This window comes from Blautia coccoides, from assembly GCF_034355335.1.
Classification (GTDB): Bacteria; Bacillota; Clostridia; order Lachnospirales; family Lachnospiraceae; genus Blautia; species Blautia producta.
The window spans coordinates 4,454,796-4,479,069 of record NZ_CP136422.1; the positions used below are offsets into that span (position 1 = coordinate 4,454,796).

Annotated in this window: 22 protein-coding genes; all 22 read right to left on the minus strand. The window is 48.3% G+C overall.

All coding sequences use genetic code 11. From position 1 onward, the window contains the following. Nucleotides 1–130: 130 nt before the first annotated feature. The 22 genes from BLCOC_RS20055 to BLCOC_RS20160 all read right to left on the minus strand — a co-directional run bounded on the left by BLCOC_RS20055 (nt 131) and on the right by BLCOC_RS20160 (nt 24,157). On the minus strand, nt 131–2,254 hold the full coding sequence (locus BLCOC_RS20055; protein WP_029468301.1) for a peptidoglycan D,D-transpeptidase FtsI family protein: 2,124 nt from the start codon (nt 2,252–2,254) through the stop codon (nt 131–133). A 28-nt stretch (nt 2,255–2,282) separates the two neighbouring features. After that, nucleotides 2,283–2,765, minus strand: coding sequence for a hypothetical protein (locus tag BLCOC_RS20060; RefSeq protein ID WP_018598413.1), 483 nt, complete (start codon nt 2,763–2,765; stop codon nt 2,283–2,285). 29 nt (nt 2,766–2,794) lie between these two features. Continuing rightward, nucleotides 2,795–3,739, minus strand: coding sequence for a 16S rRNA (cytosine(1402)-N(4))-methyltransferase RsmH (rsmH, locus tag BLCOC_RS20065; protein WP_029468299.1), 945 nt, complete (start codon nt 3,737–3,739; stop codon nt 2,795–2,797). 22 nt (nt 3,740–3,761) lie between these two features. Then, nucleotides 3,762–4,193 carry a division/cell wall cluster transcriptional repressor MraZ gene (gene mraZ, locus BLCOC_RS20070; protein WP_018598415.1) on the minus strand — a complete coding sequence of 144 codons (432 nt, stop codon included), beginning with the start codon at nt 4,191–4,193 and terminating at the stop codon, nt 3,762–3,764. Between the two features lie 311 nt (nt 4,194–4,504). Then, nucleotides 4,505–4,675, minus strand: a complete 171-nt coding sequence (locus BLCOC_RS20075; protein ID WP_018598416.1) for a Spo0E family sporulation regulatory protein-aspartic acid phosphatase — start codon at nt 4,673–4,675, stop codon at nt 4,505–4,507. 2 nt (nt 4,676–4,677) lie between these two features. Continuing rightward, on the minus strand, nt 4,678–5,544 hold the full coding sequence (gene lgt, locus BLCOC_RS20080) for a prolipoprotein diacylglyceryl transferase (protein ID WP_115623158.1): 867 nt from the start codon (nt 5,542–5,544) through the stop codon (nt 4,678–4,680). A 15-nt stretch (nt 5,545–5,559) separates the two neighbouring features. Beyond that, the gene (ychF, locus tag BLCOC_RS20085; protein ID WP_018598418.1) at nt 5,560–6,657 is read right to left on the minus strand and encodes a redox-regulated ATPase YchF; all 1,098 of its coding nucleotides are present in this window, start codon (nt 6,655–6,657) and stop codon (nt 5,560–5,562) included. A 132-nt stretch (nt 6,658–6,789) separates the two neighbouring features. Continuing rightward, entirely contained in the window at nt 6,790–7,440 is a 651-nt protein-coding gene (locus BLCOC_RS20090; RefSeq protein ID WP_018598419.1) for a thiamine diphosphokinase, read from the minus strand. Between the two features lie 28 nt (nt 7,441–7,468). Beyond that, nucleotides 7,469–8,140, minus strand: coding sequence for a ribulose-phosphate 3-epimerase (rpe, locus tag BLCOC_RS20095; RefSeq protein ID WP_115623159.1), 672 nt, complete (start codon nt 8,138–8,140; stop codon nt 7,469–7,471). Between the two features lie 2 nt (nt 8,141–8,142). After that, nucleotides 8,143–9,021, minus strand: coding sequence for a ribosome small subunit-dependent GTPase A (gene rsgA / locus BLCOC_RS20100; protein WP_018598421.1), 879 nt, complete (start codon nt 9,019–9,021; stop codon nt 8,143–8,145). Beyond that, nucleotides 9,021–11,138, minus strand: coding sequence for a Stk1 family PASTA domain-containing Ser/Thr kinase (pknB, locus tag BLCOC_RS20105; RefSeq protein ID WP_115623160.1), 2,118 nt, complete (start codon nt 11,136–11,138; stop codon nt 9,021–9,023). Before pknB ends, rsgA begins: the two co-directional genes overlap by 1 nt. Next, the gene (locus BLCOC_RS20110) at nt 11,132–11,878 is read right to left on the minus strand and encodes a Stp1/IreP family PP2C-type Ser/Thr phosphatase (RefSeq protein ID WP_115623161.1); all 747 of its coding nucleotides are present in this window, start codon (nt 11,876–11,878) and stop codon (nt 11,132–11,134) included. The genes pknB and BLCOC_RS20110 overlap by 7 nt, the downstream gene beginning before the upstream one ends. Before the next feature lies 1 nt (nt 11,879). Beyond that, complete coding sequence (gene rlmN / locus BLCOC_RS20115) at nt 11,880–12,926, minus strand: dual-specificity RNA methyltransferase RlmN (protein WP_115623162.1); 1,047 nt, start codon at nt 12,924–12,926, stop codon at nt 11,880–11,882. Between the two features lies 1 nt (nt 12,927). Continuing rightward, nucleotides 12,928–14,280, minus strand: a complete 1,353-nt coding sequence (gene rsmB / locus BLCOC_RS20120; RefSeq protein ID WP_115623163.1) for a 16S rRNA (cytosine(967)-C(5))-methyltransferase RsmB — start codon at nt 14,278–14,280, stop codon at nt 12,928–12,930. 12 nt (nt 14,281–14,292) lie between these two features. Beyond that, nucleotides 14,293–15,228 carry a methionyl-tRNA formyltransferase gene (gene fmt, locus BLCOC_RS20125; protein ID WP_115623164.1) on the minus strand — a complete coding sequence of 312 codons (936 nt, stop codon included), beginning with the start codon at nt 15,226–15,228 and terminating at the stop codon, nt 14,293–14,295. After that, nucleotides 15,225–15,704 (minus strand): peptide deformylase, encoded by a 480-nt coding sequence (gene def / locus BLCOC_RS20130; protein WP_018598427.1) that lies wholly within the window; start codon nt 15,702–15,704, stop codon nt 15,225–15,227. The genes fmt and def overlap by 4 nt, the downstream gene beginning before the upstream one ends. A 31-nt stretch (nt 15,705–15,735) precedes the next feature. After that, on the minus strand, nt 15,736–17,961 hold the full coding sequence (priA, locus tag BLCOC_RS20135) for a replication restart helicase PriA (protein WP_115623165.1): 2,226 nt from the start codon (nt 17,959–17,961) through the stop codon (nt 15,736–15,738). Between the two features lie 29 nt (nt 17,962–17,990). Further along, the gene (locus BLCOC_RS20140; RefSeq protein ID WP_115623166.1) at nt 17,991–19,451 is read right to left on the minus strand and encodes a UDP-N-acetylmuramoyl-L-alanyl-D-glutamate--2,6-diaminopimelate ligase; all 1,461 of its coding nucleotides are present in this window, start codon (nt 19,449–19,451) and stop codon (nt 17,991–17,993) included. 572 nt (nt 19,452–20,023) lie between these two features. Beyond that, nucleotides 20,024–20,953, minus strand: a complete 930-nt coding sequence (arcC, locus tag BLCOC_RS20145) for a carbamate kinase (RefSeq protein ID WP_115623167.1) — start codon at nt 20,951–20,953, stop codon at nt 20,024–20,026. A gap of 384 nt (nt 20,954–21,337) precedes the next feature. Then, on the minus strand, nt 21,338–21,805 hold the full coding sequence (locus BLCOC_RS20150; protein ID WP_115623168.1) for a threonine/serine exporter family protein: 468 nt from the start codon (nt 21,803–21,805) through the stop codon (nt 21,338–21,340). Beyond that, the gene (locus BLCOC_RS20155) at nt 21,802–22,587 is read right to left on the minus strand and encodes a threonine/serine exporter family protein (RefSeq protein WP_018598432.1); all 786 of its coding nucleotides are present in this window, start codon (nt 22,585–22,587) and stop codon (nt 21,802–21,804) included. The genes BLCOC_RS20150 and BLCOC_RS20155 overlap by 4 nt, the downstream gene beginning before the upstream one ends. Before the next feature lie 28 nt (nt 22,588–22,615). Further along, a complete protein-coding gene (locus BLCOC_RS20160; RefSeq protein WP_165907174.1) occupies nt 22,616–24,157 on the minus strand; it encodes a helix-turn-helix domain-containing protein in 1,542 nt (513 codons plus the stop codon). Between the last annotated feature and the right edge of the window lie 117 nt (nt 24,158–24,274).

Here is a 24,274-nt window from a genome sequence, read left to right on the forward strand (position 1 = left end):
CTTATAAATATATGCACAGCCCCGCGAAAAAAAGAAGGGAATGCTGCACAGATTTATCATCTGTACTGCATTCCCTCCCACTGCCATGAATCCTGTCTGCGGTTTTCACAGCGGATATGCTTAGTTTCTCTCACTCCTGCTCATCATAATCCTCGTCGTCGAATCCCGCATCCTCGTTTGTAATTCCGTCACTCTCCGCGTCATTATGATCGATCTCTTCTTCAGAATCATCCTGGGGCGGTTCCGGCATATCCGGGTTCTCCGTACCGTCAATGACCACACCTGAAGGGCCATTGCCGTCCTCCCCGTTGACGCTTTCATCCATCCTTTTGGTTCCCGTAAATTCATCCCACAACTGAAGTTTTTGGTCTGTCTGCTGATCCGGATAAATGTTCAGATACGGAAAGATCTCTGAGAGGATGGCCTGGGCGATATACTGGGCATATGTACTGCTTGCCTGCTCCTCCACATTCGGCTCATCCACTACCACATAGATCACCACTTCCGGATCATCCAAAGGCGCAAATCCCACAAAGGATACCAAATATTTATGGTTTCCCCTGGGAACCTTCTCAGCAGTACCGGTCTTGCCTCCCATGGAATAACCGGGAATCTTGGCGGTCTGGCTGGTGCCGTGCTCCACACTCATACCCATATATTTTCTGATATCTGCGGAAACCTCCTGGGAGATCACCTCTTTTAAGACATTTCCGCTGATACTCTTTATGGTATTGTTATCCTGGTCCCTGATCTCTTTCACCAAATGCGGCTGATAGTAAGTGCCTCCGTTAATGCATGCACTGATCGCCGCGATCTCCTGGATCATGGTGCAGGTAAAGCCCTGACCAAAGGTGGTCGTCGCAAGCTCTGTGTCGAACATGTTGTCCAGACTGAACAGGATCCCTGTTCCCTCTCCCGGAAGGTCAATTCCCGTCCTTGTTCCGAAATTAAATTTGTCCTGATAGGAAAGCAGTGTCTCCTTCCCCATTTTCCGCCCAATTGCCATCAGGGCATCATTGCAGGAATTCTGGATTGCTTCCCCCACAGTTTCTGTCCCGTGAGAGTCCGGATAAACCGCACAGTTGATATACCGGTCAGCCACCTGCTCTCCGCCGTCGCACACAAAGGTATCCTCCTCTGTAATGCTTCCGGATTCCAAAGCAGATGCAACAGTAATGGGCTTCACCACAGAGCCGGGTTCATAGGCATCCGTTATGCAGTAATTCCTCCACATCTTGTAAAGGGCTTCTTTTGTCTGGTCATCATTCATGGCCTTGATCTCACTGTCAGAATACTGGGCTGTCAAATCCCTCGGGTTATTCAGATCATAAGGATCATTACTGCCCATAGCCAAAATTTCCCCGTTCTTGGGATTTGCCACGATTACGCCTATGTTCCTGGCTCCCCGGTAATCTGTATTGGGTCCGTCCTTCAGATTCTCCATAAAGGCCTCAATATATTTGTCCACTACGCTCTGGATATTTACATCCAGAGTGGTTACCAGACTATTTCCATTGACAGGGTCAATTATATTCTGATCCAGGGAAGCATCATCGTTGAAATAACCGATCTTTCTGCCGTCTGTACCGTTCAGAGTGCTGTTGTAGTATCCCTCCAGCCCCCAGTCCGCCGTATTCCCGGAATAGGTAAAGCCGACCACATCACAGGCCAGTTCATTGAGAGGATACGTTCTCTCATAATCCTCCTCAAACCACACGCCCTGTGTGTTATTCCTGCGCACTGTCTCTTCCTCGGAGAGTGCCTTTGCCTCCTCTTTATCCGCCGGGATCTCTGTCATCTTTTCAAAGTTCTTTTTTTCATCCATGGAGATCTGCTTCTTTAAGATCTGGTAAGGACTGTCTTTTGTCTCTTCACTGGTAAGCAGTTCTTCCACGGTGTCCTCATCGATCCCCAGATATTCGGACAGCGCCTGTTTTGTAGGCTCCTTGAAACTTTCCCTGGAATTCACCACCTGGCAGTCCAGAATGACATTATAAACCTTTATGCTGGTGGCCAGGATATTGCCGCTTCTGTCCAGAATATCACCACGTTTGTAAGGGATCGTGGTGCTGTCGTACTGCTGCTGGGACTGTGCAAGCACCTGTTTGGTGTATTTGTCCCCGCTCTTGGCATTGATAATAGTAATGCCGATGATCAGAAACACGAAAGCCAGCAGAATCAACACAAACAATCCCGCCAGCTTTTTTTTCATGGTACCTGTCATTTTTCTTTTCTTTGATTCCTGTTTATTCAATCTATCACCTGCTTTGTCCTATGTACCGTCACTTATGCGGCACATCCTGATACTGTCTCACATAACTGCTGCCGCCCGGTGTATAATACTTGATCTGATCCTCTGTGGGAAATTTCATCCCCAGCTCCTCAATGGCTTTTTTTCTGATGGCATCCAGATCCACACTGGAGATCGTCTCGCTGTAATAGGCATCATTCTCAGCCTTCAACTGGCTGTACTTGAGTTCCTCTGAGGTAAGCTGGCTCTTTTGCTCTGTCAGTTCGGATTTCAGTTTCAGAAAATACACACATGCAAACAAGACAGCCACACACATCACTGCTAAAAACATAACATACCCTTTGCTCATCTGCATGTTTCTGGCTCTGTTCTTCTGTGCGGCTGTACTTACCTGCTTTTTTTTACGCTGGGGTACTTCCTCTACACGGCGGACCGTGTTCCCATCCACATAATACCCGGTGCCTCTATTTACTTTTCTGCTGTCATATCCCTCACTTCCGGATACCTTTTTCATGAAATCAACCCCGATTCAGATTTCTCCGCCTATTCATTTCTAATCCGTTCAAAGACGCGCAGCTTTGCACTCTTGGAACGCTTATTCTCAGCAATCTCCTCCTCATTGGGAAGTATTGGTTTCCTGGTTATGACCTTCCCCATCGACATCTTTCCACACACACAGACCGGAAAATCCGGCGGACATGTGCATGGGTTCTCATTCCTCTTAAAAATAGTCTTCACAATGCGGTCTTCTAAAGAATGGAACGTGATAATGCAGATACGTCCGCCGTCATTTAACAGTTCGATCATATCATCCAGGGAATTTCTCAAGACTTCCAGCTCCTGATTCAGCTCGATACGAATTGCCTGAAATGTTTTTTTCGCAGGATGTCCACCCACTGCTCTCATCTTCATGGGAATGGACTGTTTTATAAGTTCAATCAGTTCTCCGGTGGTCTCTATAGGCTTGTCCGTTCTCGCCGTACAGATATTTCTGGCGATCTTCTTAGCGAATTTTTCTTCCCCATAGTCCCGGAGTACACGATACAGTTCGTTTTCAGTATAAGTATTTACAATATCTCTTGCGGTACGGCTGCCTCTTTGGTCCATACGCATATCTAAGGGCACGTCCTCCCTGTAGGTGAACCCACGCTCGGCATTGTCGAGCTGAAAGGACGAAACACCCAGATCCAGTGTGATCCCGTCCACAGACGTGATCCCTATTTTCTGCAGTTCTTTTTTCATGTTGCAATAGTTGCTGCGGATGATCGTAACTCTGTCTCCAAATTCCTGTAACCGCTCACCCGCAGCTTCGATTGCAGCTTCGTCTTGATCTATACCTATCAAGCTCCCCTTGGCAGATAATTGCCGGCACACCTCATAGGCGTGGCCGCCGCCTCCTAACGTTCCGTCAACATAAATCCCATCCGGTTTTACCTTCAGATTCCGGATTGTCTCTTCTAACAATACGGATTTGTGTTTAAATTCCATAGTTTCCTCGACCTTCCTGCAATTATATTAAGATACCCATGGACTGCATCCCTTCTGCAATGGCATCCATATCTTCACAATTGCTGTTCTCCATCCATTTTTCCTTGCTCCAGATTTCAATCCTGGTGAGGTTTCCTGTGAGCACCACATCCTTCGACAGACCAGCAAACTCCCGCAGCGTAACCGGTACGAGAATTCTCCCCTGCTTGTCCAGTTCACATTGTGTTGCACTGGAAACAAAAAAACGTACGAAGGCCCTTGCATTTTTATCATTAAGCGGTAAAGCTTTCAGCTTTTCCTCGAAATCCTTCCATTCATTGTTCGGGTAGATAGACAGACAACCGTCCAGACCTTTGGTCAGCACAAAATCCTCGCCTAACTCATCGCGGAATTTAGCCGGAATGATCAGTCTTCCTTTTGCGTCGATTGTATGACTATACTCTCCCATGAACATATGAATGTCACCTTCTTTCGTGAAGATGCGAGTCTCCCCTTCGCACCCTCCATGGGACAACAGGCGCTTCTGCCACTAGCTCCCCATTTGCCACCACTTTTCACCACTTTCTACCACTTACATGCCCATTCTATAACACAACCGGGAAAAAAGCAAGGGGAACATACATTCTTTAGAAATATTAAAAGAATCGAAAAATAGCGTAAAATCAATGATTTTACGCTATTTTGCCGATTCTTTTTAAGAGTTTCCAATATATGGCAGCGGTGGTGGGGCCGCCCACGTTACAATTCTGCTTATCTGAACGTTTACTACCCCACAAGCTCTGCGTTGTTCTGGTTGATACAAATATGTTCTTCAATCAAACGGTCTAAGATCTGGCTGAGTGCCATAATGGTCTGCATGCCTCGTTTTTCAGTGATTGCCCTGTCCAGTCTCTGCCGTGCGTCTTCTATTCGTATTTCTAACTCTTTATCTCTCATCGCTACACTCCTTGTTCTTTCAGCCTCTTCCTTCTGTTGTGTACGATAAGCATAAGGGAACATACCACGAGAACGGCGGATAACACCTGTGACACCGGAATTCCTATACCCGGGATCAAAAGCTGATCCGTACGAAGTCCTTCTATCCAAAGCCTGCCGGCTCCGTAACCTGCCAGGTAACATAAAAACAACTCTCCCTGGAATTTTTTCTTTTTTCGGAACCACAACAGGAACAGCAGGACTCCCAGGTTCCACAATCCTTCATAGAAGAATGTGGGATGAACCTGGATGTATTCCACACCGCCTATCGTTACCAGATGGTCCCACATAGCAGATGTGATCTCATTTTTCCTGACTGCTGAGACAGGGAGCTGCATGGCGAAAAGCCCGTCTGTATAACCGCCGAAGGCCTCCCGGTTGAAAAAATTGCCCCACCGTCCAATGATCTGGCCGGCAACAAGTCCCATGCATACTGTGTCCGCTGTCCGCGGAAAATTCATCTTTTTCACTCTGCCGAAAATGTAAACCGTGACGGCACCGACAATGATCCCCCCATAGATCGCCAGGCCGCCGTTTCTGGTATTGAATATCTGTATCAGGTCGTCTTTATAGTCTTCCCATGAAAAGATAACATAAAAGGCTCTCGCCCCGATTACAGAAGTTACCATGGTAATCATTAGCATGTCCAGGTAAGTGTCCGGATTCTGCTCCGTGCGCTTTGCCTCTTTCATGGCAATGGAGATTCCCACAATCATGGCCAGAGCGATGATGATCCCGTAATAAGCGATATCAAAGCCAAAAATTGTGATTGTTTTTCCCACATGGGGCAGTGAAATCCCCAGATGCGGAAAGCGAATGGACATATCCATATAAGTAAGCCTCCTTTAAACGTTAAAGCGGAATAAAATCACATCGCCGTCCTGCACAACGTAGTCTTTTCCTTCCATGCGGACCAGGCCTTTTTCCCTGGCGCCTGCATAGGAACCGCAGTCGAGTAAATCCCTGTAGTTCACTACCTCGGCTTTAATAAAGCCGCGCTCGAAATCCGTGTGTATTTTTCCTGCCGCCTGCGGCGCTTTGGTACCTACCTTTATGGTCCATGCCCTGGTCTCATCTTCACCGGATGTGAGGAAGCTTAAAAGTCCAAGCAGCCTGTAGCTGGCTACTATAAGTTTCTCCAGCCCTGACTTCTCTATTCCCAGATCCTCCAGGAATTCTTTCTTCTCATCATCATCCAGCTCCGCGATCTCCTGCTCTATCTGAGCACACAGTGCGAACACTTCGCTTCCTGTCTCTTCTGCATATTCCCTTACCTTTTGTACGTGAGGATTGGAGACTGCATCATCTGCAAGGTCATCCTCGGATACATTAGCCGCGTAGATGACCGGTTTTCCGGTGAGGAGGTTGTAATCTTTCATAAAGCCTTCCTCATCCTCGTTATCAGGTTCAAATGTGGAGGCAGGTTTTCCATCCTCCAGATGAGCCTTCAGCTTCTTTAAAAGCTCCAGCTCTTTTGCTGCCTCTTTGTCCATACGGGCAGATTTTGTTGTTTTGGCAATCCTTCTCTCCAATATCTCCAAATCTGAGAATATCAGCTCCAGATTTATCGTTTCAATGTCGCGCAGCGGGTCAATATTTCCGTCAACATGTACTACGTTTTCATCCTCAAAGCATCTCACAACATGAACAATGGCATCCACCTCCCGGATATTGGCAAGGAACTGATTTCCAAGGCCTTCTCCTTTGGATGCCCCTTTCACAAGCCCTGCAATATCCACAAATTCAATTACCGCCGGCGTCACTTTTTTGGAATGATAAAAATCCCCTAAGAGTTTCAGTCGCTCATCCGGCACAGCCACAATGCCCACATTGGGATCTATCGTACAGAACGGATAGTTTGCTGACTCCGCTCCAGCTTTTGTCAGAGAGTTAAAAAGGGTACTCTTCCCTACATTCGGTAAACCGACAATTCCTAACTTCATTTTATATGTCCTCTTTTCTTCTGTATTCCTTCACATGGAATTATTCTAACACACCTAAAAAGGCGAATCAAGCCTTTGACCCGCCTTGTTATTCGACAACCGTTAAAAAATTATCGACTTTTTTCGTTCTTTTTATCTGTCTTTTGACATGACCATCAGCAGATATCCCTGTCGAAATTCCACTAATGCTGTATCTTCGGCCAGCTCATTGCTGACACCGATCCCATCAAAATTTGTCATATTATAATCTTTCAGAGGGTATTTGAACCCGGAAAGTGTGATTCCCCGCACCTCATCGCCCATAGAAAAAAAAGAGATATATTTGCCGAAAGCACACCTTTTTTTGATCGTCCGGCTGTCCCAGAGAACAGTGACGGCATTTTGTTCATCCAGGATCCAGGCCTCTTTATGACACTTGGCAGGAACGATCAGGGACTGCAGATTTCCCATATAGTGGTCAAGACGGCCGCCCGTTGCCCCCAGCAGGAAGATCCGGTCGCTGCCCAGCTCCATAGCCAGTTCCAGACCCATGCGGGTATCTGTGGCATCCTTCTCCGGCTTGTATTCCCGGATGGGTATTTCCTCTTGGCTTCTGTACCACCGGATCACCTCGGGATCGATGCTGTCAAAATCGCCCAGGATATACTGGGGAACGATCTTGTTCCTGTAGCAGAATTCCAGCCCTCTGTCAACGCCAATGATGCAGTCCGGGCTTATTTTCTTTATACAGCCAAGCACAAACGCGTCTTCCATATGGCCGCCGCACAAAAGTATTGTGTCCATATTCTATGTTCCTCTCTTCGCACAACTGTCACTGCCTGTTCCGGAATTCCTCTATTTTTTCCGTCAACGCCTTGGTGTTCGCCAAAATATCCCCGCCAAAGACAGCCGAACCGGCCACCAGAATATTAGCGCCTGCCTCCAGGACCTGGTCAATGGTCTTTGCGGAAATGCCTCCATCCACCTGGATATCAGCTGTAAGACCTCTGTCATTCAGCATTTTCCTCAGTCTTTGGATCTTATCCGCTGAATAGGGGATGTATTTCTGACCGCCGAATCCGGGATTTACTGTCATAAGAAGGACCATATCCACCAATTCCAGCACTTGTTCCACTGCCACAAGAGGAGTCGCCGGGTTCAGGGCAACGCCGACTTTCATACCGGCCTCACGGATACAGTTCAGTGTCCTGTCCAGATGCGGGCATGCCTCAGCATGTACGGTAAGCATATCAGCACCAGCTTTTTTGAACTCTTCAATATAACGCTCCGGATCCTGTACCATCAGATGCACATCAAAGAACAGACTGCTTTTTTTTCTGATAGATGCGATGACCGGCATCCCAAGGGAAATACTGGGTACAAAATTCCCGTCCATAACGTCAATATGAAGCCAGTTTACCCCGGCCTTTTCCACCTGGCTTATCTGTTCCCCCAGACACGCAAAATCTGCTGCCAGAATGGAGGGCGATAGTTCGTATCTCATCCTCAATACCTCCTCTTGTCTGCAAGCTCCCGGTAAAGCTCCAGATAGCTTTCATATCGTTCTTTTGGGATTTCTCCCGCCTCAAGCGCTGCTTTTACACTGCATCCAGGTTCATGGGTGTGGGTACAGCCCTGGAAACGGCAGGTTCCCTCATATTTAACAAACTCCCTGAAATAGTGGCGCAGCTCTTCTTTATCCATATCCTCCACATAAAAAGAAGTAAATCCCGGTGTATCCAGAAGATACGTATCAGGCTCTACCTCAATGATCTGGGAATGTCTTGTGGTATGGCGTCCTCTGCCCAGCTTTTTGCTGATTTCTCCGGTTTCCATCACCACTCCCTGCTGCAGGAGATTTGTGAGGGAAGATTTTCCCACACCGGAGGGGCCTGCCACGGTTGTGGTCCTGCCACGCAGAATTTCCTTCAGCTCATCCAGTCCCTCTTTCCGGGCAGCGCTGGTCATCAATACCCGGTAGCCGCAGGAGGTGTAAATTTCCAGCATTCTGTCTGCCTCCCCGGAATCAGCCAGGTCCTGCTTGTTAAAACAGATGACCACGGGAATTTCCTGGCGCTCCATGATAACCAAAAAGCGGTCCAGCAAAGAGAAGTTTGGTTTCGGCTCCCTGGCAGCAAATATGACCAGTGCCTGATCCACATTGGCCACCGCCGGACGGATCAACTCATTCTTTCTAGGAAGGATATCCACTACATTTCCCAGCTTTTCCTCTTCACTCAGGACCTCAATCTCTACATTGTCCCCCACAAGGGGTTTGATCTTCTCCTTGCGGAATATTCCTTTTGCCTTACATTCATAAATTCCGGATCCTACTGCTTTTACGTAGTAGAATCCGGCAATTCCTTTGATAATCTTTCCCTGCATTAATCTACCTTCTGGAATGTTACATCATACTGGTCAATGATCTGATAGCTGTCGCCAATCCATTCATAGAGACCTACTGTACCGGTAGTGATTCCCGGGTGTCCCGTAAGATCGCTGATAGACAGCGGAAACTCTGGATTTTCCACTTCCATGGACTGATCAGAATAGGTGTTACCCTGGTCATCTGTCTGAACCAGCTCTATCTTGACTTTGCCGCCCTGATAGCTTGCAGGCTGTCCCAGTGCCTGGCCTTCAGCTTTCCAGGTTCCTCCTTCACCCGTAGGTGTTTCACCGGAGGCATCCTCACTTCTCACATATATGGTCACTGTAGTACCTGCATCCACTCTCGTTCCCGCAGCTACACTCTGGTCATACACTTCACCTACGTCCACAGTCTGGTCAGAACCAGTCTGTACCACCGGCACAAGACCGGCATCAGAAAGAGCTGTCTTGGCATCTGCTTCGGCCCATCCGCGCACATCCGGGACTCTTGCTGCCGTATCGCCTTCACCGATACTGATGGTCAGCGTCACTGTGGTGCCTGACTTCACGGAGGTTCCTGCCGCCGGGTCTGTGGAAATAACATTTCCGATGCTCACAGAACTGCTGTTTGCCTTATTGATCTGTGTCTGCAATCCCAGCTCTTTTAAAGTTGCCTCTGCTGATGTTTGGGTTTCGTTCTCCAGGTCTGGAATCTCCACTTCCTGGGTTCCTGTACTGATATAACATACGATTTCCGTATGGGGGTCTACTTTTGTTCCCGCCTCTGTTTCCTGACGGACGATCTTTCCGGCCTCCACTGTGTCGGAGGGTTCCTCTCCGCCTTTTTTGTAGCCCAGCTTCAGGTTGTTAAGGGCGGTACGTGCTTCATCCGGTGTACTGTTTGTCAGATCCGGAACTTCAACTTTTTCGCTGTTTTCTTTATCGGAGTTATCCGTATTTTCAACCTTTTTATCATTGTCTTTATCCTTGCCGCCAAATTTCAAACCGCCGGATGCAAACACAATAAAATATACCAGGATACAGATGATGATCGCTCCCACGATCAGTCCGCCGATGGTCATGGCCTTTTCAAGCTTTGTGCTGATCCCTTTGCCGTTGTCATCGTCATCCTCGTCATCATCCTCATCGTCGTCATAGCCGTAATCGTCGTCATCCTCATCCTCGTCATCATCGCTGTAACGGCCGGAGCCGGACGGAGTATAGGCCGCATTCTTGATCTCCTTCATCTCATCCGGTGAGATGACTACAGTCTGTGCATGATTGCTCAGAGGAGCCAGATTGACAAAGCTTCCGTTTGGATCTATCAGGGAATGCTTCAGGTCATTGATCAGCTCAGCCAGCGTGCTGTAACGTCTGTCCGGGCTTTTCTGTGTACATTTTAAAATGATCTCCTCCAGGCTGTGGGGAAGCTCAGGCACAAATTCGGAAGGGGGGATCATTTCATCCTGCAGATGCTTGATGGCGATCGCCACAGTGGTATCCCCGTCAAAGGGAACTTTGCCTGTGACCATTTCATACATGGTGATACCCAGGGAATAAATGTCACTCTTATAATCACTGTAACCGCCGCGCACCTGCTCCGGTGAACTGTAGTGTACAGAACCCATAGCGTTGGTGCTGATGGTGTTGGAGGATGCGGCTCTGGCAATACCAAAGTCCGTCACCTTCACTTTGCCGTCTGTAGAAATAATAATATTCTGGGGCTTAATATCCCTGTGCACAATATTTCTGTTGTGAGCAGCTTCCAGTCCCATTGCCACCTGGATCGCAATACTGGTTGCCTCTTTTACGGTCAGTTTGCCTTTTTTGGAGATGTATTCTTTTAAAGTAATACCTTCCACCAGTTCCATAACAATATAATTGATCCCCTGGTCCTCTCCAACGTCAAATACATTTACAATATTGGGATGGGCAAGTCCGGCTGCTGCCTGGGCTTCCCTCTGAAACTTTTTAATGAAGTTCGTGTCAGCGCTGAATTCCGGCTTCAGAACTTTCATGGCTACAAAACGGTTTAATTTATGATCCTTTGCCTTATAGACATCGGCCATACCGCCGGAGCCTACCCTGCCGGCAATCTCGTACCGCTCTCCTACGATAACTCCCACATTTAACATACTTCCACCTCTTTTGTCTCTGGTTCTACCAGAACTACTGCTATATTATCTCTGCCTCCGTTGTCGTTTGCCATGGAAACAAGCCTGCGGCCCGCCTCCTCCAGCGTTTCGCTGGTCAGTATCACCTGCCTGATATCCTCATCCGGCACCATATTGGAAAGACCGTCTGAGCAAAGCAGCAAAATGTCACCCGGAGTCAGGCGAACGTCAAAGAAATCCACATCCACATCTCTTCCTGCTCCAAGTGCTCTGGTAATAATATTTTTATCCGGGTGATTCCTTGCATCATCCCTGGATATCTCTCCCATGCGGACCATCTCCTCCACAAGAGAATGGTCTTTGGTGATCTGCGATATCTTATTTTCATCAATCAGATACAGCCTGCTGTCTCCCACGTTGGCCACATATGCATAATGCCCTACAATGGTCACCAGCACCATAGTGGTGCCCATGCCGCTCATCGCCTCATTGTCCGATGCTTCTCTCAGCAGCTGGGTGTTGGCAGTCTCGATCGCAGCCCGGATGATTTTCACCGGATTGCTGTTTTCATCTTCCCTGATAGTAGAGAGCAGAACCTCTACCGCATAACTGGAAGCGAAATCTCCTGCCTTGTGTCCGCCCATGCCGTCAGCAACTACAAAGAGGTTTGGCAGATTGCCCACAGGGGTCTCAGACGTGAATACAAAATCCTGATTCACTGTCCGCTTCTGTCCCACATCCGTGATAGAATATGACTTCATCCTACGAATCCTCTTTCTTATCGATATAACTTTTTCTTAATTGCCCACAGGCCCCATCGATATCCCGGCCCATTTCTCTTCTAATAGTAACATTAATTTGGTATTTTTCAAGTTTATTTTGAAAATTCCCGATAACTTTTTTATCAGAACGCACGTAACTGCGCTCTTTTATGGGGTTTACAGGTATGAGATTCACATGACAGTTCAGGCCCTTTATAAGCTCAGCCAGACGCTTTGCATCCTCCTGGGAATCGTTCTCTCCCCCTACCAGAGCATACTCAAATGTAATGCGTCTGCCCGTCTTTTCATAGTAATTTCTGCAGGCCTCCAGAACCTGGGAAATGGTATATTTTTTAGCGATGGGCATAAGCGCTTCCCGCTTCTCCTGACTGGATGCATGGAGGGATAAAGCCAGTGTGATCTGCAGCTTTTCCTCAGCCAAGGCCTCCATCTTTGGAACGATCCCACAGGTGGAAACCGTAATATTTCTCTGGCTGATATGAAGCCCGTTATCATCGCTTATCATATGTATGAAGCGAAGCAGAGTATCATAATTGTCCAGGGGTTCACCGGTTCCCATGACGACCACATTAGACACCCTTTCACCGCTGTTTTTCTGGATCCTGTATATCTGTTCCAGCATCTCTGCCGGAGTCAGGTTTCTGGTCCATCCGCCTATGGTGGAGGCACAGAATCTGCACCCCATTTTACACCCTACTTGGGAGGAAATACAGACACTGTTTCCGTGCTTATACCGCATGAGCACACTCTCCACCACATTCCCGTCGTGGAGGGCAAATAGGTATTTCTGTGTGCCGTCGATCCGGGAAGTCTGTACATCCAGGGCCGTGAGCGTGGTGAGGACGCAGGACTCCTTTAATTTCTCACGGAAGGTCCTGGAAAGGTTTGTCATATCATCATAACTTTCCGCCAGCTTCACATGCATCCACTCATAGAGCTGCTTCGCCCGAAAGGGCTTTTCTCCCAGGGCTTCCACTGTCTCCTTCAGCTCTTCCAGAGACTGGGATTTTATATCTGTTGGTTCCATTTTACTCTATCCTTCTAAGCCTTGCCAGAAAGAATCCATCGCACTTATGGACCCCGGGCAGAAGCTGTAAATATCCTTGTTTTGTAGTTTCACTTCTCAGCTCTTCACAGAGAAAATCATCTATGCTCTCCAGCTTATATGGATATTCCCTGGTAAACCAGAGTACATTTTCCAGGTTCTCCTCTCTGCACACCGTGCATGTGCTGTACAGAAGTACACCGCCGGGTTTCACATAGCAGGCTGCCTGCTCCAGGATCTTTCGCTGAAGCTCCACCAGTTCCTCCTGTTTTCCCGGTGTGATCTTATACTTGATATCCGTCTTTTTCCCCATGGCGCCAAGTCCGGAACAGGGCACATCCGCCAAGACAAGGTCTGCTTTTTCCACAGACTCATGGTCAAATACTGTGGCGTCATGAACCGATACACTGATGTTTGCCATACCCATACGTTCCACATTTTCACGGATGAGATCCGCTTTCTTCTCGCTTACATCTCTGGAATCCACCAGTCCTGTTCCCTGCATTTTGTCCGCCACACAGATGGTTTTTCCTCCCGGGGCCGCGCACAGATCAATGACATAGCTGCCCTTTTGAGGACTGGCTGCCTCCCCTGCAAGCATGGAACTCACATCCTGCACCTGTATATTTCCCATGCGAAATGCTGTGAGTGCGGGGAGATAATCATAACCGCTCAGATAATAGGCATTTTCCACATAGGGGGCTTTCTCCACTTTTACGCCCTCCATTTTCAGGCTCTGTATCACCTGCTCCCTGTCCGTGAGATATTCTTTTATACGAACCGTCACAGGCCGCTGTTCCATGGAAGCCTGCAGCATTTTCTCTGTATTTTCAAACCCAAACTGGTCTATAAACTGTACCACCAGCCACACAGGCATGGAGTATGTGACGGAGAGGTACTCCACTTTATGCTCTTTGGCGGGGAAAGGTATTTTTTTATAATCTCTTGCGATTCCCCTCAGAACACCGTTTACAAAACCTGTCAGATTGTAAAATCCTTTTTTTCTGGCCAGTTTGACTGCCTCGTTGCAGACCGCACTGTCAGGAACGTTGTCCATATAGAGCAACTGGTAGACACTGCTTCTTAAAAGCTCCCGGATCAGGGGCTTCATCTTCTCCACCTTCACCTTAGAGAAGTAATTGATGATATAATCGATTCGTATCTGGTTCTCCTGAGTTCCTTCACACACTCTTGTGATAAATGCCCGCTCTGTTTTCTCCAGATACTGATATTTTTCCAATGTACTGCGGATGGCAATGTGACTGTACTGCCCCTCTTTATTTATCTCCAATAGTATTCCTAATATTAACTCCCTTATATTCACTCTGCCTGTCATTTGTTTTCCTCTTTACTCCCCGAGTATCCATCCTTTATCTACTGTATATCCCCGCAGAAAAGCCGCGGTGTCCATTCTTTTCTTTCCTTCTAGCTGCAGCTCCCGGATCAGCAGAAGGCCTTCACCTGTCTTAACCAGGATCCCTTCTTTTCTGATTTCCACAATTTCTCCCGGAACCGCCTCTCTCTCTTCATAAACCACAGAAGCTGTCCACAGCTTCAGGCTTTTGCCCTTCATGAAAGTGTACGCGCTGGGCCATGGGTTCAAGCCGCGGATGAGCTGTTCAATCTCTTTTGCCGGGCGCTCCCAGTTGATCTTCCCCATCTTCTTATCGATCATGGCTGCATAATCCGTAGTGCTCAGTTCCGGCTGCTTTTCAAACACAGCAGTGCCGTTTTCCAGTTTTTCCAGTACCTCTGCGCAGAGCTTTGCCCCTGCTGCGCTCAGCTTGTCAAACAGGCTGCCTCCCGTCTCATTTTCATCCAGGGGAACCACCACTTTATCGATCATATCACCGGTGTCCAGCCCCTCATTCATACGCATGATAGTGACACCTGACTCTTTATCCCCGTTGATGACAGCCCACTGGATCGGCGCCGCTCCCCGGTAAGCCGGAAGAAGAGATGCGTGCACATTGATGCATCCATATCTGGGCATTTCCAGAATTTCCTTTGAGATGATCTGGCCAAAAGCAGCCACCACGATCACATCAGGTCCTATCTTCCGCAGTGTCTCCACAAATTCCGGCTCCCGCACTTTTTTCGGCTGCAGCACCGGGATCATGCGGGCAAGGGCTGCCTCCTTTACCGGAGTGGGCATCAGAGTCTTTCCTCTGCCCTTTGGCTTATCAGGCTGGGTCACCACAGCTACCACCTCATGACCGGCTTCCAGCAGGGCCTCCAGCGTACCCACGGCAAAATCCGGGGTTCCCATAAAGACTACTCTCATTCTTCGTCCTCCTCATAGCTGTTCCTGCGAAGCTCGCCTTCCACCAGTTCCGTATACATTTTGCCCTGAAGGTGGTCTGTCTCATGACAGATAGCTCTTGCCAGCAGTTCGGTCCCCTCCAGTTCGTATTCTTCCATATTTTCATTAAAGGCTCTTACCTTCACATAATTAGGGCGCGTCACAGTTCCTGACATCCCCGGAATGCTCAGACAGCCCTCGTCTCCTGTCTGGGAGCCGGAGGTCTCAACAATCTCAGGGTTGATCAGCACGTGAGGGTCCTCCCCTGTGGTATCGATCACCACGATCTGCTTCAGCACGCCGACCTGAGGCGCTGCCAGTCCCACTCCATAGGCATCATACATAGTGTCAAACATATCCTCTATCAGTTCCTTCAGCTTCGGCGTCACAGCCTCCACTTTTCTGCATTTCTTTGTCAGTATACTGTCTCCCTGTGTTCTGATGTTTCTCAATGCCATATCTCTTTTTTCTCCTTTTCATTTTTACTGATCATATATTAAAATCAAACTGGATAAACATTTTATCAAATCCTTTGTTTACCGCAATGTACCGATCCAGACAATCCTTGATCTGAACCAGTATCCTGCGGTCCCGGTGTCTCATATAGATCACCATTTTATACATATCCTGGACTTTTGACACACTCTCAGGCGCCGGTCCTATGAGGATCAGATCCTCTCCGGGATATATCTTTTCTATATATTTTTTACAATAAGAAAGCCCCTGATACAGAAGATTTTCATCTGCACAGGCTCCCCGTACAGCGGCCATTGCCCTGGCCGGAGGATAGCCCATGAGCATCCGGTAGGCAATCTCCTCCTTATAAAACCCAGGGTAATCCTGCCCGGCAGACGCCTGAATGCTGTAGTGCTCCGGCTGATACGTCTGAATGACCGCCTCCCCCGGTTTTTCTCCCCTTCCCGCACGGCCTACAGCCTGGGTCAGGATCTGAAAGGTTCTCTCTCCTGCACGGAAATCCTCCCCGTTTAAGGAAAGATCAGCAGCAAGAACCCCCACCAGCGTTACATTGGGAAAATCGTGGCCTTTTATGATCATCTGCGTACCCACCAGTACATCTGCCTCATTTCTCGCAAAAGAGGCCAGGATCTTCTCATGGTCATCCTTCTTTCGCGTGGTATCCGCATCCATCCTGAGGACCTTTGCCTGCGGAAACAGGCGATGCACCATCTCCTCGATCTGCTGTGTCCCCGCTTTGAATCCTCCGATGAACGGAGAACCGCAGGAAGGACACTTCTGCACATCAGGGATAGTATATCCGCAGTAATGGCAGATCAATTTTCCGTTTCTATGGGAGGTCAGTGAGACATCGCAGTGAGGACATTTCATCACATGCCCACAGGAACGGCAGCTCACAAAACCCGTATATCCCCTGCGGTTCAGAAACAGAATGATCTGTTCTTTTTTCTCCAGCCTGTCTTTGATCTTTTCCTGGAGAAGCCCGCTGAAAATGGAACGGTTGCCCGCTTTCAGCTCCTCCTTCAGATCCACAGTATAGACTTTTGGAAGTGCCCTGTTCTCATATCTGCGGTCCAGGGCCAGAAGCTGATAGGAACCGCTCACTCCTTTTTCATAGCTCTCCAGGGAAGGGGTAGCTGAACCCATGACGATCCTTGCGTTTTCCACTTGTCCTCTTCTGACTGCCACCTCCCTGGCATGATAACAGGGAGTCTTCTCACTTTTATATGAGGCCTCATGCTCCTCATCAATGACGATAAGCCCCAGGTTTGGAAAGGGGGTAAACAGAGCGGAACGGGGGCCTACGACAATAGAGATGTCTCCCTTTCGGGCCAGCTCAAACTGGTCAAAACGCTCTCCTGCTGAAAGCCGGGAATGCATAAAAGAGACACCCGAACCGAACCTCCGGCTAAAACGCTCCACGGTCTGATAGGTAAGGGCAATCTCCGGAATGAGGACAATGACCTGCTGTCCTTTTGAAAGAACTGCCTCGATCAGCTCCATGTACACCTCTGTCTTACCGCTGCCTGTGACACCGTAGATAAGTGTGGGACGGGGTGTCTCCTGCTGCCATTCCTCCAGTATCCTCCCCACAGCCTCTCTCTGGCAGGCATTCAGCTCTTTTTTAATGATCTCCTGCTGTCCCGTGTGCACAGGACTTCTCCACACCCGCTCACTCTCCACCAGGAGCATTCCTTTTTCTTCCAGTCCGCGGATCACCGCAGGAGCTGCCTTCCATACTCCTGCAGCCTGCTCATAAGGCATAGGCGACTGTGCAAGAAGGCCTGCCATGAGACGCGCTTTTGCTTTAAAATGCTTTTTCTCACACTCTTCCAGGAACTGCTGCGCCTCCTCCCTGGAAGCCTTTAAAACTAGGAATTTTCTCTCCTGTTTTTTCTTCTTTTCTTTTACCGGCAGAACTGTTTTCAGGGCCTGGTTCATGGTGGAACCATAGTTCTTGGCGATCCATGCAGCCAGGGAGATCAACCGGGATTCAATGGGGATCCCCTGACTCTCAGGACCCAAGATCTGTTTCATTCTGGATGCCTCTACCTTTGGCTGTCCGGTAATATCTATGACATAGCCTGTGATCTCCCTGCCGCCGTTTCCAAAGGGAACTCTTACTTTTGTTCCTATCTGAATGTATTCCTGCAGATGCTCTGGAATCTCATACTGAAAGGTCCGGTCCAGCTTCTCCTGGGAGATATCCACTATTATATCTGCATATAGTCTGTTCATATATCCACTCCGTATTCCGGCCGGCCCTCTTACATCCGCTCAGCCAAAATATCCCGGATCAAATCTCTCTCATCCATGGGATACTTCTTTCCTTTGATCTCCTGGTAATCCTCATGCCCTTTGCCGGCAAGAACTACAATGTCCCCGGGCCTGCCATGGTGGATAGCGTAGGCAATCGCCTCTTTTCTGTCCGGAATCTCCACATATTTGCCGGAGGTTTTGCTGATTCCAATCTTAATGTCATCAATAATGGCCTGCGGCTCTTCATCTCTGGGATTATCTGAGGTTATAATAGTCAGATCCGCAAGACGCCCCGACACCTCCCCCATTTCATAACGGCGGAGCTTCGAGCGGTTTCCGCCGCATCCAAACAGACACACAAGACGCGTGGGTTCATACTCCCGCAGAGTGGTCAGCAGGCTCTCTAAACTCATGGCATTGTGGGCATAATCTATCATAAGCGTGAACGAATCAGAGACTTTTACCATCTCGATCCTTCCCTTTACTTTTGCAGCTTTGAGAGCCTTCTGGATATTTTCCACACTGACTCCGAAATGACGGCAGATGGCAATGGCAGTCAGAGAATTGTAGACACTGAATTTGCCGGGAAGATCGATCTCCACCGGAAAATTCATAAGTCCTTCCGCCTGATAGGCAATTCCCAGCGTGCCTTTTCCTGTGACGAGATGCAGATCTCTTGCACGAAGATCAGCCTTCTCACTGAAACCGAAGGTTTCCAGCCTGCAGGTATGGCCCTCCAGCACTTTTTCCAGATGTTCATCGTCAGCATTCACGATCCCCACTCTGCACTGTTTGAACAGCATACCCTTGCAGCGGATATAGTCCTCAAAATCTTTGTGTTCATTAGGACCGATATGATCCGGTTCAATATTGGTAAAAATGCCCAGATCAAAAATAAAACCCGCTGTCCGGTGGAGCATCAGCCCCTGTGATGAGACCTCCATGACCACACTGTCGCAACCTGCCTCTGCCATCTCTGCAAAATACTGTTGTACCACATAGGACTCCGGAGTAGTATTGGCAGCAGGTATAACTTTATCGCCGATAATAGCCTCTATGGTTCCGATCAGGCCTACTTTATGCCCTGCGTTTTCCAGAATGGATTTTACAAGGTAAGTGGTGGTAGTCTTGCCTTTTGTTCCTGTGATCCCGATTACCTTCAGTTTCCTGGCAGGATGGCCGAACCACGCAGCGGAGATACAGGCCATAGCATACCGGCTGTCCGGCACTTTGATCACCGTCACCTGTTCCGGAACCGTCACATCATCCTGCACGATCAGAACAGAAGCTCCTTTTACCGCAACGTCCCCGGCGTATCTGTGGCCGTCCGATACAGCGCCTTTGATACAAATAAAAAGAGAGTCCTCATCCGCTTTTCGGGAATCAAAGACTACACTCCTCACTTCTCTGTCCAGGCTGCCCTGTACGCATATATATTCAAGGTTTTTTAAAAGTTCAGTCAGTCTCATTCTCAATCTGTCCCCTTTCATGGAATCCGGAAGCAGGTATCTGCTGCCGGGACTGGTCGGGCGGTCCCGGAATGCCGGGAGTGCCCTTTGAAGTATAGAATAACATAGGGTTTGTTGTGGAGGCAAGGGTTTTGTGGGAAAATGGATGGAAGGAATGGATGGAAGGAATGGGGTGTGGCTGGTGGGACGGGATGAGGGGAGGGATGGGCGTGTAGGTCTGTGGCCGCTCGACGTTCCAGAACCTGTGAGCTAACCGCCAACTGCGACTAAGACGCTCGCCAATGGGCTCTCGCCTAAGTCTCCGTAGACGGTGGATCTCACAGAACCTTCCACTTAACCTCGCTGCCACAGACCTACACGCCCATCCCTCTCCTCATCCCTGATTTTCTCGGGCGGAACAAACACGCATTTCTTCACAGCGGTGGAAAAAGAAAGAACTAAAGCCGGAAGTTCTGAACTGCAACCCAAAATGGGAAGGCGGCGGTTCAGGGATTGGGCTTTAGTTCTTTTGTATTATTGTATGCGTTTGATGGTGAATCGGTCATGGCTTGGAGTGCTGGATCTTTACTGGTTTATTCTATGATGGTGCCTGTTTTTCCAAGATAAGCGGATTTGGCTTTGTCTATGGAGGTGATGACTGCACGGCGGCCTTTTTTCTTTTCCACAAAGTTTACGGATGCCTCTATTTTAGGGAGCATGGTGGATGGCTCGAACTGGTCCTCTGACATGTATTGTCTGGCCTGGGCTGTGGTGATGTGGTCCAGGTACTGCTCTGTGTCTGATTTGTAGTTTATGGACACTTTTTCTACACTTGTGAGGATGAGAAGCTCATCTGCGTCCAGCATCTCTGCCAGTTTTCCGCTTATCAGGTCTTTTTCAATCACCGCGCTGGCTCCGTGAAGCTCTTCTCCCTGCTCCAGGACGGGAATTCCGCCGCCGCCGCAGGCAATGACGATCTGGCCCGCGTCTGCCAGGACACGGATAGCATCAATCTCCACAATGTCCTGTGGTTTTGGTGCCGCTACGATCCTGCGGTAGCCGCTGCTGGTCTTGGTCACGTAGTTTCCCTTTTTCTCCTCAGCTTCTGCTTCTTCTTCTGTGAGGGTCCTTCCGATCACCTTGACCGGCTCATGGAACGCATCATCATATGGATCTACTGTAACCTGGGTGAGGACTGTACTCACCGGTTTGTAGATGCCGCGTCTTAAAAGCTCTGCACGGATGGCATTCTGCACATCATAACCGATGTAGCCCTGGCTCATTGCCGCACATACGGACATGGGCACTGCCGTATAGTCAGGATGTACCTTTCCAAATTCGTTCATTGCTGTATGGATCATTCCCACCTGGGGAGCATTGCTGTGAGTGATAATAACCTCTGCCCCTGCTTCCACCAGATCGGCGATTATTTTTGCTGTCCTTTTTGTTGCATTTTTCTGTTCAGGCAATGTGGTACCCAATGCTCTGTGTCCCAATGCCACTACTACTCTCTTTTTTGTCATATAAAGTACCCCTTTTCAAACTGTATAATGATCAGCAGCTATTCAGCAGGTCTGCGCTTTTGCTGCGCTGACCGTACGAAAACGTTCAGCAGTCAGGCAAAATCCCATGGCCAAAGGCGGTTCTGCATGGACTTTTGCTTGTAACTGTGAGGATACTGAACAGTTACGATTATTATATTATAACAGGGCGGTGGAAAAAAGCAACTGTAGAAAAGAAAAAACCCGATACTCGCGTACCGGGCCTTTTCAACTTGAGGGGGGAGATAGTGAGTGGTTTATCAACTATCCAAGTCCTATTATAGGGAGAAAATGTGATGAAACTATGACGATTTTCTAAAATAAAACGAAAAACTCTAAAGAAATTTTAAATGAAAACAGAAATAATCAGTTTTTTTCCTGTTTTTTCTTTCTGAAAATCCGGTTGATCGTCTTCTGCGGTATCTCAAATACGGATACGATCCCCAGCACCATAGCCAGGGCAATACCGACGGTCTGCCTTCCGTAGTACAGACTCTGTGCGCTCTCCTTCATCAGGGTATAGTAAATCGTCCTGTAGATACCGATTCCGGGCACAAGAGGGAAAATACCGGCGATCAGAAACAATGTGACCGGACACTTTCTCACTGTACTTCCAATACGGGAGGCTGTCACGATAAATACTGTGGCGATAAAGCTCCCTGTAACCGCGCTCATATGGAAAGGATTCGTACAGATCCAGCAGATCAGCCATCCGATCCCCCCTATAGTTCCGCAAAGGGGATAGTGTTCCCTGGGCACAGAAAACAACACGGAAAAAGCCACCGTCCCCAAAAACGCAGCAGCAAACTGCGCCGCTCCCTGTATCACCATCATAAGAGAAAACCTCCTGTCACTTTATAATAAAGCATGTACATAAGTCCCACACCAAGGGCAATACCCAGAGCCACAAGCAGCGTATCCAGCATTCTGACGCCGCCTCCAATGTAGTCTCCGTCTGCAAAATCCCGTATAGAATTCACAAACGAAACACCGGGCACCAGGGGCATGATGGAGCCAACAAGAATACTTCCATAATTATCTCCCACCCCCATCCGGTAGAATACCACAGCCAGAAACGATGCCCAGAATCCCCCAAGTAAGTTCAACACGATCTTTGATGTCTTTTTTTCCCTTTTCTCCAGCACTACCAGCAGGACATACAATAGAAATCCCGCTAAAAAAGCTGCCGCCGCGTCCCGGATACCGCCCCCCAATACGTAACAGAAGCTGGCGGAGCCTACACCGGATGCCAGGATTCTGGTAAAATCCTTTTTTCCGGGCATATTTTTAATGGCCTCCAGCCTCTCCCATGCCTCCTCCACCGTGTACCTTCCCTCCACGATTTCTCTGGAAAGCTGGTTGACGGCTGCCACTGTATTAAGTCTGGCCGAATTGATGGGAATATGTCTGACCTGAGCGTAAATCTCCTGCCCTTTATTCTCCGCAGTCAGGAAAATCCCGGTACTCATCACAAACGCATTACTTTTTTCTATTCCATAGGCTTTGACGATCCTCTGTATGGTCTCCTCCGCGCGGAAGATTTCCGCCCCTGCATCCAGCAGAGTTTTTCCCGCCTCCATGGCCAAATCCAATATCTGTTTATCTCGGCTCTCCATAAATGCACTCCATATCTTTTCATTAATTTCATTTTTCCCCGCTCTTGGAACTGTATTCCTCCATGATCCGAAATGAGAGAAGCAGATACAGCCTCTCCTCCGGGTCCTCCAAATCCAGGTGGATCAGTTCCCGGATCCGCTCCATTCTGTTGATAAAAGAGCTGCGGTGTATGTACAGCGCCTTGGCGGACGCCACTGCATTATACTGCAGGCGCGCATAAGTTAAAAGTGTTTTATAATAGGAAGTCTCATTTTCTCTGTCATATCGGTACAGGGCAAGCAGTTCTCTGCTGCAGACCTGTTCCGGCAGAAAATTTCCCACACCGTATTTTACCAGGAAATCCAGCCCATAATCATCAAATTTATGATAACAATATGTAAAATTTTTTCTCAGCCCCATCTCCATGGCAAACTCCGCCTGCCGGTAAGCGCTGCGTATACAGGAGATATCCGTAAATTCCCGGCTGCACCCGGCTGCCAGCACACTCTCCCGCAGAAAATATACCATTTCCTTGTGGAATTCCAGATTTGTAGATTTGGAAAACATCTTCTGGTTAAACAGCATGGCAATGTCACCGTTATGTGTCACACAATATGTTCCCGGCCACATCCGCTCCATCTGTGAACAGAGATACCTCATATTATATGCCTTTCCTCTCTGGAGAATATTCTCACGGATGGTCAGCATATAGTAAACATCCCCGGGCAGATTTTTATTTGACCACAAAAGCCGCAGAAGCTCTCCCTCGTCCGCCCCGTCTGTCTCCAGACATTTTTTCAGCATGTGATGCAGATCTGCCAGCCGCGGAGGCCCCAGTTCAAACCCTCCGCACTGGTCATAAAGCCGCTCCACATATCCTGCAAGATGATCAAAAACGGATTTCTCATATTCCGTCTTTGACTCCTCCTGACCCTCCTCGATCAAGAGAGACAGACGTCCCACATAACCATTCTCATGGTATATGTTTTTATAGATCACCACTTCACCTGCTGTATACACAAAAGCCTCTCTTCGCTGTTCCAGTTCCTTAAATCCGGGCATGCTGGTCAGATCATTTACATCCTCCAGCGGAAGCTGGTTCATATCATCCACAAAATTCCGGTACATCCTCTCATCATTTGAATATGCAATATATTTAAAATCTCCGTCCATAAGTGCTGCCGGTTCCGGGAGCATCATCCGGCAGCTGTCCAGAATTTCCTGATATCCCACATTGCCGTTGACTATCCTGTTAAGTTCCTCATCCCAACTGTCAAAAATATCGAAAATCTCTGTCAGCACATTAAACAGTGTCTTCTCTGATATCCCTTCTTCCAGAAAGACTATGTCGTTATTTCCCCGGTCACAGGCCGCCCCCGCAGAACCGATGATCAGGAGAACGCAGCCTGTAAGTCTATTGACACAGTGTAGAGCATCCTTTGCGTCCACAATGACGGCTCTCCCCTCTGTATAGACAGATGGCTCATAAAATACAGGGCGCCCCACCGGATATCGTTGTGAATATTGTGCATGATTTATTTTAAATCGTTTGGACAACTGGTAATATATCATAATACTGTTCAGTCTCATATATACTTCTCCTTTTTTCAACCCATCATACACATTGTACACCATACAGCAAAAAAAGCAATCAGATTCATGGATTTACACTTTGCAGGATCCGGGATACTATAAAGACAGAGCATC